General features: G+C 67.1%; 12 protein-coding genes. 7 read left to right on the top strand and 5 right to left on the bottom strand.

The annotated features are described in order from the left end of the window. The first annotated feature begins 177 nt into the window (after positions 1-177). The 5 genes from FHR82_RS34100 (at position 178) to FHR82_RS34080 (ending at position 6304) form a co-directional block, all read left to right on the top strand. Positions 178-939 (top strand): GP88 family protein, encoded by a 762-nt coding sequence (locus FHR82_RS34100; protein ID WP_184815067.1) that lies wholly within the window; start codon positions 178-180, stop codon positions 937-939. 2442 nt (positions 940-3381) lie between these two features. Next, positions 3382-3612: a hypothetical protein gene (locus tag FHR82_RS34095; protein WP_184814738.1), complete on the top strand. Its 231-nt coding sequence runs from the start codon at positions 3382-3384 to the stop codon at positions 3610-3612. A gap of 35 nt (positions 3613-3647) precedes the next feature. After that, positions 3648-4127: a DUF6879 family protein gene (locus FHR82_RS34090; protein WP_225943838.1), complete on the top strand. Its 480-nt coding sequence runs from the start codon at positions 3648-3650 to the stop codon at positions 4125-4127. After that, positions 4108-4998, top strand: a complete 891-nt coding sequence (locus FHR82_RS34085) for a helix-turn-helix domain-containing protein (RefSeq protein ID WP_311771411.1) — start codon at positions 4108-4110, stop codon at positions 4996-4998. The genes FHR82_RS34090 and FHR82_RS34085 overlap by 20 nt, the downstream gene beginning before the upstream one ends. A gap of 191 nt (positions 4999-5189) precedes the next feature. Further along, positions 5190-6304, top strand: a protein-coding gene (locus FHR82_RS34080; RefSeq protein WP_184815064.1) for an IS3 family transposase whose coding sequence is annotated in 2 segments (ribosomal slippage) — positions 5190-5457 and positions 5457-6304 — 1116 coding nt in all. Because the reading frame shifts where the segments join, the coding sequence is not laid out codon by codon here. Positions 6305-6497: 193 nt separating this feature from the next. Here FHR82_RS34080 and FHR82_RS34075 read toward each other — a convergent pair. Further along, positions 6498-7892 carry a recombinase family protein gene (locus FHR82_RS34075; protein WP_311771410.1) on the bottom strand — a complete coding sequence of 465 codons (1395 nt, stop codon included), beginning with the start codon at positions 7890-7892 and terminating at the stop codon, positions 6498-6500. A gap of 94 nt (positions 7893-7986) precedes the next feature. Between FHR82_RS34075 and FHR82_RS34070 the strand changes: the two genes are divergently transcribed. Then, positions 7987-8829: an IS5 family transposase gene (locus FHR82_RS34070; RefSeq protein WP_184814737.1), complete on the top strand. Its 843-nt coding sequence runs from the start codon at positions 7987-7989 to the stop codon at positions 8827-8829. Positions 8830-9057: 228 nt separating this feature from the next. Here the strand turns inward: FHR82_RS34070 and FHR82_RS48095 are convergent, their stop codons facing one another. The 4 genes from FHR82_RS48095 to FHR82_RS34050 form a co-directional block, all read right to left on the bottom strand. Beyond that, positions 9058-10005, bottom strand: a complete 948-nt coding sequence (locus FHR82_RS48095) for a cold-shock protein (protein ID WP_184814736.1) — start codon at positions 10003-10005, stop codon at positions 9058-9060. 568 nt (positions 10006-10573) lie between these two features. Continuing rightward, positions 10574-11341, bottom strand: a complete 768-nt coding sequence (locus FHR82_RS34060; protein WP_184814735.1) for a glucose 1-dehydrogenase — start codon at positions 11339-11341, stop codon at positions 10574-10576. 29 nt (positions 11342-11370) lie between these two features. Then, positions 11371-11577, bottom strand: a complete 207-nt coding sequence (locus FHR82_RS34055) for a hypothetical protein (protein WP_184814734.1) — start codon at positions 11575-11577, stop codon at positions 11371-11373. Positions 11578-11582: 5 nt separating this feature from the next. Beyond that, the gene (locus FHR82_RS34050) at positions 11583-12605 is read right to left on the bottom strand and encodes a zinc-dependent alcohol dehydrogenase family protein (protein ID WP_184814733.1); all 1023 of its coding nucleotides are present in this window, start codon (positions 12603-12605) and stop codon (positions 11583-11585) included. 136 nt (positions 12606-12741) lie between these two features. On the opposite strand from FHR82_RS34050, the gene FHR82_RS34045 reads away from it, so the two are divergent. Beyond that, on the top strand, positions 12742-13632 hold the full coding sequence (locus FHR82_RS34045; RefSeq protein WP_184814732.1) for a helix-turn-helix transcriptional regulator: 891 nt from the start codon (positions 12742-12744) through the stop codon (positions 13630-13632). The last annotated feature ends 17 nt before the right edge of the window (positions 13633-13649 follow it).

The raw sequence follows: 13649 nt of genomic DNA, 5'->3' as shown, positions 1-13649 counted from the left end.
AGCATGCCTCGTCGTCAGCGGGCCTGTACGGCCAGACGGTCAACTTCTGGGCCGTCGTCGCGAACTCCTGCACCGCGTTCTCCATGTTGTGGGCAGCGGCTAACCGGCGAGGTGCACGACACGTACCCACGATTGGCACGTATGATGGGCATGTCCTCCCACGACTGATGGGAGGACATTGTGCTTCTACGGCAGAATCGCCGCTTGCGTGCTCTGCGTATCTACAATTGGTCGCTGCCCGCCCTTGCGGTGCGCTTGCCCGACGGCAGGAACGTGAGGGTGTGTCCTTCTGCTGGTGTGTGTGCGTCGGTCTGTTACGCGAGGAACGGTACGTTCCTCTGGCCAGTGGTGAAAGCGCGGCATACCGAGAACCTGCGGTTGGTGCTGGACGAGCTTGACCGCTGGCAGCAAGAGATGCTCGCGGAGTTGGCTAGGCCGCGATTCGAGGGAGCGTGGGTGCGTCTGCATGACTCCGGCGACTTCTTCTCGCGGAAGTACCTCGATCGGTGGCTGGAGATCATGCGTGCTCGGCCACAGACCCACTTCTACTGCTACACCAAGGAAGTAAGCCTGTTTCGCGAACTGGTGGAACCCGACCCGCCAGCGAACTTCTGGTGGGTCTACAGCTACGGCGGCACGCAGGACTCGACGCTGGACACGGAACACGATCGTGTTGCTGACGTGTTCCCAGACGAGGAGTCCATCGCGGCCGCGGGCTGGCACTCGCAGGCCGAGTCCGACCTGCTGTCCGTACTGGGCCCTCGCCAGGTCGGCATCCCTGCCAACAACATCGCGCGGTTCAAGGCCCGGCAGAACGGGCGTAAGTGGAGTGACTGGCAAGCGGCTACCGACGCGGCACGCCGGAAGAAGCTCGCTCGCCCCTCCCCCGCCGCCGCGCCGAGTGTGGTGAAGTCTGACGTCGAACCGCGCGGCGACTGACTGCACGGCTCGACGTTGACCGGTTGACGCCCCCAATAAGGGAGGTGAGTTCACAGTGGGCGCACCGGTCCCCCGCGCATCCCGGCACTGGTATGGCGAGCGTGCACGTACTTCGACCCGCGGCCGGCGCGCGGGCGTCCGCAAGGCCGACGATGCTCTGCGCGGGCCTAACTGGGCAGATAGAGTCCGCCCGTGCTGCGAAGAGGTGGTGCCATCACGGTTTTCAGGGATCCGGCACCCAGGCGGGCCAACGCCTCGTCCAGCCAGCGCGGCTCGTTGTCGCACAGCTGACACACGAGCGCGAACTGGCCCGGCACTGCGAGCGGTCGCTGGACCACCACGGATTCCCGGCGCTGTCCTGACGGCAACAGCCGCACAAACCCCGCGCCGCGACTAGTCCGTACCGATGCCTCGTCCGCCGCGGCCGGTTCGGGCTGTCCTGAGGTGAAGACGACACCGAGCACGTGCCGGTGCTCTGTGAAGAAGTCACGCAGAACATCAACGAGTGTGTCGATCTTGACTGAGAGCGCGGACGCGGCGAACGGGGTCCGCGGCCACAGCGCTCCGCAATCCTCCAACCAGATCCACGCCGCACCCTCCGACCGCGTCTTCTCGGCTGGTTAAGCGCCCGCATCAGTCGATCGTGCTGGTCCTGATCGAATCGCGGCCACCTTACGACCCCACTGTCGTCGTCCGCTGGGTTCGCATCCCCGGGCGTGCAGCGCAGCACCGCGCCGGCCACGGCGACCTCGATGGGCGTCGCGGTGCGGGCGCACTGCTCGCTGGCCTCGCGAATCCGCTGGTACCAGGTGTCGTCGGGCTCCAACGGGAGGTCACCTGACCAGGTGACCCTGTGCTCGCCGCCGATCATCAGGAGGAACATGCTGGCCTGCTCCATGCGATCGATGTGCTCGACGGACGTCGTGTCCGGCTTGATAGCCCGGTACTCGAGGAACACGTCGCTCTCGCCCCGCACGGCCCGCAGATCCCCTGGCCCGCCCTCCGGCTTCGCCGGTTCTAACGTCACCCGAGCCCCCGCGAGCAACGCCTGGGCCGCGAGCCGCGCCTGGGCGACGGCGTGCCGCAGCTCGTTGCGGGCGGGGTTGCTGCACATCGTCCTACGCAACTTGCCGATTCCCTCTGCACCCGCGTCTCGCAAGATCTGGACGCTGGCCCACCACCCGAGCAACTCAACGAAGGCAGCACGCTGTCGCGGCGATGGACCGAACAGCGACGGACTCACCATCGCCAACGCGACCCGATCGTGCGGATCACGGGGATTCGCGGCCCTCGACAACCAGCCCGGCCCGAAGAACTCACTCAGCCCGACGATCGCCCGACGCGTGACCTCCCGACCCGCCGGCGTGAGGTACTCCGCCTGGTCGAGGTCACCGACGAGCACATCCCAATCCCAGTCTCGACGCCCCTGTTCCACGTCACTCCAACCCGACATGACCTCCCACCCTTTCCGTCTCTCGACGGCAGCCAAAGCAGGATGTCACCACACCCCCGACCAGGCCAGCACGGCACACCGTGATGGCTAAGGACCTCGGGACGGTGTCCTTCGGCTTCGACCCGACGCGCGTCACCGAGTCCTCGGAACTGTTCGGTGTGCCCCGGGACCACTGGCCGGTCAGGCAATCGGGGTATTCGTGCGCGCCGAGCGATCGTCGGGCCGAGCGGCGGCCGACCTCGCGCGTGAGCGCCCACTGCAGAGCGGACGCGACGCGGGCCCGTTGGCGAGCGGATGAGCGAGCCCGGGGATCTCGACCAGGTCGCCGACCGGGAGGGGCGGCGGCGAGTTCCCGCGCGAGCGCGATGATCGCGTCGGGATGGTAATGGGCGCCGATCCCCGCAGACCCACGGCGACATGACCAAGTAAGCGCCCTCACCAGGGCGAGGGCGTGGGCGCACCACGGCAACCTGGTCGCCGGATGGTGCGTCGGCGCCGTCGAGGTCCGCCGCCCACCTGGCGACGTCAATCTGGTCCGCCCCGACAAGCCGGAACGCGCCGCAGTCGGCCGACGTATCGACGCCAAGCCGATTGCGGCAATGGCCATCGCGCGGTGATGCGAGCTGGCCCAGGTCGGGCGAGCCAAGCACTAAGCCGCAGATCAGGCGATTGGAATGGGTCGGGAGGAGCCTCGGCAGTAGTAGCCGGTTACGGAGGCGTCGACCATCGCTGCCATTGCGTGGTCGGGGTGGCGTGCGGCGACGTCGGCGCACGCATCGTGCAGCTGTTGTCGGTAGGTCACGGCGGCCCCGCGGGCCTACTGCTGCTCGTATACCCCGACTGGAACCATGCCATGAGCCCCGCCTGGCGACGGCGGCTAGCTGTTCGCCCGAATCGGTGTGATTGCTCAGGCACCCGTTGACGCCATCAGTCCACCTAAGCCACCCTAGGAGAGCAATGTCGAGCAATTGCTCCTACGGAGGCTGATCATGCGCGCACAGTTTCTCGGCAAGGACCCGGACTCTCAGGAGGGGCAGTCCCCCACTCTGTTCGCCACCGACCGCACAGACCGCGCGACCTACATTGTCCAGGGTTGGAAGGTCACTGACCCGCAGGCTCTGGCCGACATCGGCCCGGTTCCGGACCATGAGACCTTGATCGAGATCCCTGAGGACGTCCTGAAGATGTACGCCCGCCGTTACATGGAGGAGCAGCCCTGACCGAGTTCATCGAGCCAGGTCCGAAGTTCGGCCGTTTGTTCCGCGAGTTCGAACACACGGCCTTCCGGCTGGAGACGCGGGATGAGTACAAGTCGGACAACGAGACCGTCGCCCTGCGCCAGTTCGTCGCGGGCGCGGACGTGGACATGGGCTGGTTCGACAATTGGCTATCCATGATTCGGCAGGCGACCGCAGAAGGACGGCAGTTCAGCCGTGTGCGCGTGGTGTCGTTGCCGCTCACCGACTACAGCCGCTTCGGTGTCTTCTGCTCGGCGTACACCAACGCCGCAGGGGAAGACATCCGCTACCTCCCGAGAGACCAGGCTGCGGATCTGCCGGATTATGACTACTGGTTGTTCGATTCGCGCAAGCTGGTGCGGATGCTCTTCGACGACGCGGAGAACTTTCTCGGCGCGGAGGTCATCGACGATCCTGTGGAGGTCGTAGCCCACAACTACTACCGCGATGCCGCTTGGCACCGCGCTGTAACACGAGGTGACTTTGCCGCAGAGTAGGGCGTCGGGCGCCGCCGCCAACGTGCAGGAGGCGCGTTTCGCGCTCGGCAGTCGACTCCGCGAGCTGCGGAATGGCGCCGGCTTGTCCGGTAAGGAGCTCGCGGAGTCGTTGGCCTGGCAGCCCTCCAAGGTGTCGAAGATCGAAAACGGCAAACAGACACCGAGTGACGAGGACATCCGAGCCTGGACGTCAGCCACCAACCGCGAGGATGCCGCCAGTGACCTCTTGGCGTCGCTGCACACGCTGGAGCTGCAGTACTCCGAGTGGCAACGTCGCCTTCGCGGTGGATTGAAACCACACCAGTCCGAGATTGCCGAAATCAACGCGCGGACCCGACTGTTCCGAGTTTTTGAGTCCACTTACGTCCCCGGCCTCCTGCAGACAGCCGAGTACGCGCGGGCACGCGTGGCTCAAAGCCTGACAGTCTTCAAAATTCCGAACGACATCAACCAGGCAGTACAGACCCGCATGCAGCGACAAGACATACTGTACCGGCCTGAAAAGCGCTTCCATTTCGTGCTGACCGAGGCCGCCTTACGCTACCGCCTGTGCACGCCTGCCGTAATGCTCGGCCAGCTTGACCGCTTGGTCTCGATGGCCGCGATGCCGAACGTAAAGCTTGGCATCGTCAGTTTCGACACAGCGTACGTCGTGGCCCCTGCACACGGCTTCTGGCTGCTCGATGACGACCGCGTGATGGTCGAGACCTACTCCGCCGAGTTGAACCTGGCCCAACCCCAGGAGACGGCGCTGTACAGCACGATCTTCGACTCCATGGCGTCCGTCGCCAGCTACGGCCGAGCCGCACGAGCGATCATCACACGAGTCATCGACGACCTGGCGGCCCACCTGCCTGATCATTCCGACTGATTGCCCACCGTTCGCACTAGTTTCAGAATTGCGAGCAATTCCGAGCAATTTGCTCTGCTTGCGCGTGATCGTCTGCTTACTCTCCATAGGACTAACCCCCTGACACTGGAGAAGTGGCCTGACCCCGGTTCGTTGGTCCAGGTCGAGTGAGAGTCTGTATGCCCGAGACCGGGCAGGAAGGCTCGATGGACATGGCGACGAGGAAGCGGCACTCACCGGAGCAGGTCGTGCGGAAGTTGACGACCGCGGATCGGTTGCTGGCCGAGGGCAAGGACGTGGCGGCGGTGTGCCGCGAGCTGGGGGTCTCCGAGCAGACCTATCACCGCTGGCGTAACCAGTTCGGCGGGTTGAAGGCTGACGACGCGAAACGGCTCAAGGATCTTGAGCGTGAGAACTCGACGCTCAAGCGGTTGCTCGCGGACGCTGAGTTGGAGAAGGCGGCGTTGAAGGAGATCGCGAAGGGAAACTTCTGAGCCCGGAGCGTCGCCGGGCTGCCGTGCGGCACCTGATGACCGTTCTGGGGCTGTCCGAGCGGTTCGCGTGCCGGGTGACCGGTCAGCACCGTGCGACGCAGCGACGTGCGCCGGCGAGCACGACAGCAGGCGATCCGGACGCGGCGTTGCGGGCCTGGTTGCGTGGCTGGGCGAAGGGGCATCCGCGGCGCGGGTTCCGTAACGCCTACCACGACGCGCGCGGTGAGGGCTGGGTCGTGAACCACAAGAAGGTCCAGCGGCTCTGGCGTGAGGAAGGGTTGCGGGTGCCGCAACACCGGCGACGCAAACGCATCGGCACCACGACCGCGCCAGACCCACCGAAGGCCGACGCGCCGAACCGGGTCTGGGCGGTGGACTTCCAGTTCGACGCCACCACCGACGGTCGACCGGTCAAGATCGTCTCCATCGTGGATGAACACACCCGCGAGTGCCTCGGCGGCTTGGTCGAACGCTCGATCACCGCGGACCGGCTCATCGACGAGCTCGACCGCCTCGCGGTGCAGCGGGGCTATCCGGCGGTGCTGCGCTGCGACAACGGCCCCGAGCTGGCCTGCGACGCGATGGCCGACTGGGCAGGCGAACGTGTCGGCCTGTCGTTCATCCCGCCCGGCCAGCCCTGGCGCAACGGCTACGTCGAGTCGTTCAACTCCCGAGTCCGCGACGAATGCCTCAGCATCAACATGTTCTGGTCCCTCGCGCACGCACGCGTGGTGATCACCGACTGGAAAGACGATTACAACAACCGCCGACGGCACAGCTCGCTCGGCTACCAGGCACCGGCGGACTACGCTGCGGCCTGCATCCACCGATGAACGACTCTCACACCGAGTGGATCAGTTCTCGGGGTCCGGCCAGGAACGCTCTCATCTCACCCGCACGAGTGACGGCGCACGGTGTCACCCGAGTCGTTTGATCCATACTATGCATGTGCACGATCACGCCAGCACAAGGCGTAGGGTTAGTGTGCAACTCCGGCCTCGGACACTCCTTTACCCCACGGAATCTTCAATCCGTCGGCGTGCCTACGTAAATAAGGTCCGGTTCTTTCGTCAGACTACCTGAAGTCGGGCTTTGCGGGTCGCTGAGTAAGCCACTTCGGTACGCGGTGTCATCGCTCATTGTCCAGTCCAATGCCAACGCCGTCTGGCCTGGAGGACTTGACACAGAAATGATCCCCCTTGGAGCTTCTTGCCGGAGTTCCTGCCCCTGATATGTGCACGCGATCTGTAGCCGTCGATGACGGAGGACCTCTACCGGATCCGGCGCGGGTCCACTCGGGACCGGGCCAGCCCCTCTGTCCTCGCTGCCGCCGAGCAAGCCGGGCAGGACCTCGAGGAGGCGGTCTTCGCGCACGTACACGTTGCGTGGCGCAGCCGAGCGAGGTGTCGCGCTGTTGTACCCGTGTCGACAGCGGTACCCGGCTCGGCCGTGCACCCAGTGCGCGTCCATCCGCCGGCCGCACACGCCACACCCCACCAACCCGGCCAACGCATACTGCCGGGTCTCGCCGTCCTTGGTGGTCCTGCCCGTACGCATCCCCTGCACCGCCAAGAACGTGGCATCGTCGACCAACGGGCGATGCGTCAAGTGTTCGGAGACCTCCCACTCCTCTGCTGGGTTCCACCGCACCGAACCGGAACCACGACCGCTAACGCGGCCCCCGGAGCCATGTCCCTGGGTACTCTGCCGGTTCCACACCTGCCGGTCCGTGTACCGCGGGTTCTCCAAGATCATGGCCACGGTGCGCACGATCCACCGCTCTCCCGAACGATGCCCGTTCCGACTTGGATCCGCGCTCGACGGACACGGCACACCACGCTCGTTCAGCTCACGCACCAGCGACGCTACGCTCCGCCCACCCGCACGCTCGGTGAAGATCCACTCCACCCACGGCGCCGTGACCGGGTCGGGCTCCAACACGTGTAACCGCCGGCCCCACCGCGCGTGGATGGCGTTCGGGTGCGGGCCAGCATCCGCGAGACGGTACCCGTACGGCGGACGACCACCCAGAAACCGGCCCTGCACCCGCGTCTGTACCCGCATCGCCGCCAACACCCGGTGCCGAGCACGCACCACCTCACGCTGCGCCTGAGCACCCAACAACACCATCAACGCCTCATGCACCGGACTATCCAACTCAACCGGACCACCCGCCTCCGGCAACCACACCTGCACCCCTGCCACGGCCAACCGAGCAACCACCTGCCGGAACTGATCGCCATAGAACGCGCGCTCGTACTCCCCCACCACCACCGCGTCGAACTCACGATCCGGATCTTCGGCAGCCCTCAACAACGCGGACGCAGCCCGGCGATCCGACCACGACCACCGACGCGAACACCCCTCATCGAAGAACTCCACCACGATGACGCCGAAACCCTCGACCAACTCCTCCGACACCGACCGCTGCCACCCCCGCGACGTCACCGCATCCTGAACTTAAGGGTGTGTCACTGCGTAACCTGCCGGTCCTGGTCGTCGATCGTGGGCAGTCATGGCGAAGACGACGCAGCAGCGGCGGGTCGAAGACCGGCTCTGGGAGCTGATCGAACCCCTGATCCCGTCCCGACCAGCGCCGCGCGGTCCGGGTGGGCGGCCCCGGATCGATGACCGTGCCGCGCTAGAGGGGATCTTGTTCGTGCTCGACACCGGCTGCCGCTGGCGAGACCTACCCGAGCAGCTCGGATGCGGTTCCGGGCACACCGCGTGGCGGCGGTTACGTGAGTGGCATGACGCCGGCGTGTGGGACCGGCTGCACCAGCTCGTGCTCTACGAGCTGTCCAACATCGACGAGCTCGACTGGACCAGAGGCTGCATCGACGCGGTGTCGGTGCGGTCGAAAAAGGGGGGCGAGCTGACCGGCCGCAGCCCCACTGACCGGGGTAAAGCCGGCTCCAAGTACCACGTTCTGTGCGACGCGAACGGGCTACCGCTGCACATCATGTTGTCGGCGGCAAACACCCACGACAGCATGCTGTTCGAGCCGCTGCTGGACACGAACCCGACCGTGCGCGGCCACCACGGCCGGGCGGGCCGGCCACGATGCCGACCGGACAAGCTGCACGCCGACAAGGGCTACGACTACCGCCGCTGCCGCCGCTACCTGACCCGCCGCGGTATCAAGGTCCGTATCGCCCGGCCCGGGATTGAGGGCAAGTCCCGCCTCGGCCGGGTCCGCTGGGTCGTCGAACGCACCATCTCCTGGCTGCTGCGGTTCAAACGCCTCGGGCTGCGTTACGACCGGACCGAACGCACCACACTGGCGCTACTCACGCTGGCCTGCACCGTGATCAACGTCCGCTGGCTCATGAAGATCGAGCTCTGCGACCAGGTCTAACGCATCCATTCACTCGTTTGGGATACATCGGTATCTCTGTGTCGTTGGGTGGGGGTGGCTGGTGAGCTTCTGAGCGTGGAGCAGGTCCTCGAGTCGGCACGGGCCCCGTCACCACGAAGGAGATCGATCTCCTGGAGGAGGCTGCAGCCGCGTTGCTGACGGCACCATCGACGGGGATGAACGAGCACTCACGTCGGGAAGTGATCAGCCATCGGTAGGGGCGCCTCTTCAGAGGCGTTCGATGCGGTCGGCCTGCGGGCCCCGGTCGCTCTGACGCACCGCGTACCGGACCCGGTCACCCTTCTGCAGCGGCTCCGACCCCATGATCACGGACACGTGGGCGAAGAGATCGTCGCCGCCTGCGTCCGGGGTGATGAAGCCGAAGCCGCGGTCGCCGTCGTAGCGCGCGACGACGCCCTCGCCGCCTCGTACGGGCACGTCCCGCGCCGCCGGCCCTGCGGCCGCGGCAGGTGCCGACCGCCGCGGCGCCGTCTGGGGCTCGGTGCCCCGGACCAGGTGCACGTCACGGGCCTGCGGGCCCTTGTCTCCACTAGCCATCTCGTAGGCGACGCGGTCGCCCTCCGCGAGCCACGTCAGCCCCTCGGCCAGGGCCCGGGCGTGAACGAAGACGTCCCCGGCGCCGGAGTCGGGGTTGATGAAGCCGAAGCCCTTGTCCTCGTCGTACCAGGCCACCGTGCCGTCGGCACCGTCCGCGATACCAGCCGCAGCGGGTGAGCCGGCCCCTGCTCCCAGCGGGATCACGTGCCCGGCCTGCGGGCCGCGCTCGCCTTCGACGATCAGGAAGGCCACCCGCTGCCCCTCGGTGACCACGCCGCCGGTCACGATGGCGGAGCTGTGCACGAAGATGTCGGCGCCGCCGCCGTCCGGCGACGCGAAGCCGTACCCCTTGCCCGGCTCGTACCAGTTGACGGTGCCGAGCAGGCCCACGGCGCTGCCGGTGGCCGCATCGGCGGTGACGCGAACGCGCAGCGCCTGGGGTCCGCGGTCGTTCTCGCCGACCTCGAACACGACGGCCTGACCCTCGCGGAGCATTTTCGCGCCGCCGTCCTCGACGATCTCGGAGGCGTGCACGAACACGTCCGGCGAGCCGTCCTCGGGCGCGAGGAAGCCGAAACCCCGTTCGGCGTCGAACCAACGGACGGTCCCTTGCGGCATCAAAGGCTCCAGGTCGAGAGGGCGGGCACTGGCCCCCAGTCTCTCTGACGGACTTCCGGTCCGTCGGGCCGGGCCCACAGGCGGGCGGTGCGGAGCCAGGGGCGGGCCGTTGGTTCACCTAGCGACACGCCGAGTTTTGAGACCAGGTCTTATAAGCACCGGTGAGTCGAGGACAACAAGCCTGGAGGCAGGCCACAGCTGTCTCCGGATCGTCGACCGCTACCGTCGCGGCCTCGATGAATCAGCAACGTGACGCTGGCATTGCCGACGAGGTGAGCACGACAGCGAACGCCGTCACCAACTCCTCATCAGCGGTGACGCCGACCGCGCCGACGAAGACGGCCGCACCGGCCGACGACGCCACCTCAACCGCTACAACCGTCAGCGCCCGACCCTCGCCTTGCCGACTGCAGCAAGTGCCGCAACCCTTTCGACGAGCATCGGCCATCCACCAGTGACCTCAAGCACCCCTCACGGACGCTGAACATCTCACTCGTCTGCGTTCCTTGGCGTTGGCACGGCGATTCCCGGTGTTCAGGTCACTCACTTGTCTCCGGGATGATGGTTTTCAGCGGGCGACGTAGCCGCCGTCCACGGGGAGTGCGACGCCGATGACGAAGCTGGCAGCTGGGCTGGACAGCCATAGCACGGCGGCGGCAATCTCGTCCGCGCGGCCGAGGCGGCCGATGGGCTGGTTGGCGAGGGCTTCAGCCATGTCGAGCTCGCCGTTCGCGATCATGTCGGCGACCATGGGGGTGTCGATGGTGCCGGGGCAGATGGCGTTGATGCGGATGCCGCGTGGTGCGTATTCGAGGGCCGCGCTGCTGGTCAGGCCGAGCACGGCGTGTTTGGAGGCGTGGTAGGCGGCGCGGCCGGGGATGCCGACCAGGCCGCCCAGTGAGGAGCAGTTGACGATCGCGCCGCTGCCCTGACTGCGCATCTGGCGCAGTTCGTGTTTCATGCACGTCCAGATACCCCGTGCGTTGACGGCGTTGACCCGGTCGTACACCTCGGCGGGCTCGTCCGCGGCGTCGTGGGGTGGGACCTGGATGCCCGCGTTGTTGAACGTCGCGTCCAGGCGGCCGAAGGTAGCGACCGTGGTGTCGACCATGGCGGTCACTTGGTCTTCGTCGGTCACGTCGCAGGGGACGGCGAGTGCCTGGTGGCCCGCGCTGGTCAGCTGGTCGACCGCGAGGTGCAGGGCGTCCTTGTCAACGTCGGCGAGGACGACCGCCGCACCCGCGTTGGCGAAGGCTTGTGCGGTGGCGAGGCCCATGCCGGAAGCCGCGCCGGTGACCAGGGCGACCTGGCCGGTGAAGTCGTAGCTCGGGTTCAACGGTTGTTCCCTTGTTCAGTGTCCGCTCGTTACGGGTGGGCGTCGTAGTGGTTGTTCTTCTCGTCCCTGGCGTCGTCCTCGACGGCCACCCGGATGACGAGTTCGACCTCACCGGTGCACGCCCCCGTTCGCATCGCATCCGTCGGAGTTCCCTCGGTCGCGGACTGGGCTGGTTGTCCCGGCGAGGTCACCCCGAGCAGGACAGCGGTCAGGGCGACGACGACACGGCATCGCATCGCTGTCACACCCGGAGCAGTGCTTTGATCGCTTGGCGTTCGTCCATGGCCCGGTAGGCCTCGGCGGCCTGGTCGAGCGGGAGTTCGAGGTCGAAGACCTTGCCCGGGTCGATCCGGCGGTTCCAGATCAGGTCGATCAGCTCGGGCAGGTACTGGCGGACCGGGGCGGGACCGCCGTGCAGGTGGACGTGGGAGAAGAACAACTCCTCGCCGGGCAGGGTGACGTCGTGGGCGACGCCGACGTAGCCGACGTGCCCGCCGGGGCGGGTGGCGCGGATGGCCTGCATCATGGACTCCTGGGTGCCGACCGCCTCGATGACGCTGTGGGCGCCGAGCCCGTCGGTGAGGTCCTTGACCGCCGCCACACCGTCGTCGCCGCGTTCGGTGACGATGTCGGTCGCGCCGTACTCGAGGGCGAGTTTCTGTCGTGACGTGTGGCGGCTCATCGCGATGATCCGTTCCGCGCCGAGTTGTCGGGCGGCCAGGACCGCGAGCAGCCCGACCGCGCCGTCGCCGACTACCGCGACAGTCCTGCCCGGTCCCGCCTGGGCGGCGACGGCGCCGAACCAGCCGGTGCCGAGCACGTCGGAGGCCGCCAGGAAGCTCGGGATCAGGTCGTCGGACGGCACGTCGGGGGTGGCGACGAGGGTGCCGTCGGCCAGCGGTACGCGCAGGTACTCGGCCTGGGCGCCGAGCGGGCCCATCAGCTCGCGTTGGACGCAGGAGGAGTGGTAGCCGGACCGGCAGATCTCGCAGGTGTTGTCCGAGGCGAAGAACGAGCCGACCACGAACTGGCCCGGCTTGATCGTGGTGACCTCGCTGCCGACCTCCTCGACAACGCCGACGTACTCGTGGCCCATCGGGGACGGCCCGTCGACGGTCTCGATGCCGCGGTAGGGCCACAGGTCCGACCCGCACACGCAGGTCGCGGACAGACGGATGACCGCATCCGTCGGGGCGACGATCGTCGGGTCCTCGCGGTCCTCGACCCGGACGTCGCCGGGGGCGTGCAGCACAGCGCCGCGCATGACGTTCTCTCCTTCTTCAGAGTGTCGAATCGATCAGTGTCCAGCTAACCCGCGCCGCGCGCGACCTGGGAGTTTCTCCTGAAAGGTGTACCGACAGAGCACCCCTCCGACAGGGTGTGGGGCTTACCGTGGAGGCGTGGACAATCGTGAAGAAGTCCGTGAGTTCCTGATCTCGCGGCGCGCCAAGATCACCCCTGAGCAGGCTGGGGTGCCCGCCGGGAGCAACCGCCGGGTGCCGGGCCTGCGTCGCAGTGAGGTGGCCGCGCTGGCCGATGTGAGCATCGAGTACTACTCGAAGCTCGAGCGTGGCGCGCTCGCCGGGGTCTCGGCCACCGTCCTCGACGCGATCGCGCGGGCGCTGCAGTTGGACGAGGCGGAGCGGGCGCACCTGTTCGACCTTGCCCGCGCCGCGGACGGCACCAGCGCGATCGTCCGGCCCCGGCGGCGGGCCAAGGGCAAGCAGTGGAGCCCGCATAAGAGTCTGCAGTGGACCCTGGACGCGGTCACCGCGGGACCGGCGTTCGTGCGCAACGGCCGGATGGACTTGCTGGCCGCCAATCAGCTCGCACAGGCGTTCTATTCGCCGGTCTACGACAGTCGTGAGCAGCCGCCGAACATCGCCCGGTTCCAGTTCCTCGATCCGGCTTCCCACGACTTCTACCCGGACTGGGACGGCTTCGCCGACATCTGCGTCGCGATCCTGCGCACCGAAGCCGGTCGCAACCCCTACGACAAGGGGCTCCACGACCTGGTCGGGGAACTGTCCACCCGCAGCGAGGCGTTCCGCACCCGCTGGGGCGCCCACAACGTCCGCCACCACAGCACCGGCATGAAGACCTTCCACCACCCCGTCGTCGGTGACATCACCATCGCCTACGAAGGCTTGGAAATGGCCACCGAACCAGGCCTCACGCTGACCATCTACACCGCCGAGCCCGGCTCACCGTCCGAGGAAGCGCTGCGGCTGCTCGCCTCCTGGGCCGCCTCCCACGAGGCACAGCCCGCCCCGCGGAACATCTCCCGCTGAGCTGGAAGAGGCCCGGT

Origin of the sequence: Actinophytocola algeriensis (genome assembly GCF_014203735.1) — a bacterium.
Taxonomy (GTDB): Bacteria; Actinomycetota; Actinomycetes; order Mycobacteriales; family Pseudonocardiaceae; genus Actinophytocola; species Actinophytocola algeriensis.
Note: the sequence above shows the minus strand (reverse complement) of the source record. Positions and strands in the feature narration are given on the sequence as shown.

Excerpts from the sequence above, each read along its gene's own strand:
- FHR82_RS34070 (WP_184814737.1), top strand. The coding sequence starts at position 7,987 with ATGGCGAAGACGACGCAGCAGCGGCGGGTCGAAGACCGGCTCTGGGAG.
- FHR82_RS34095 (WP_184814738.1), top strand. The coding sequence starts at position 3,382 with ATGCGCGCACAGTTTCTCGGCAAGGACCCGGACTCTCAGGAGGGGCAG.
- FHR82_RS34055 (WP_184814734.1), bottom strand. The coding sequence starts at position 11,577 with ATGCGATGCCGTGTCGTCGTCGCCCTGACCGCTGTCCTGCTCGGGGTG.
- FHR82_RS34050 (WP_184814733.1), bottom strand. The coding sequence starts at position 12,605 with ATGCGCGGCGCTGTGCTGCACGCCCCCGGCGACGTCCGGGTCGAGGAC.
- FHR82_RS48095 (WP_184814736.1), bottom strand. The coding sequence starts at position 10,005 with ATGCCGCAAGGGACCGTCCGTTGGTTCGACGCCGAACGGGGTTTCGGC.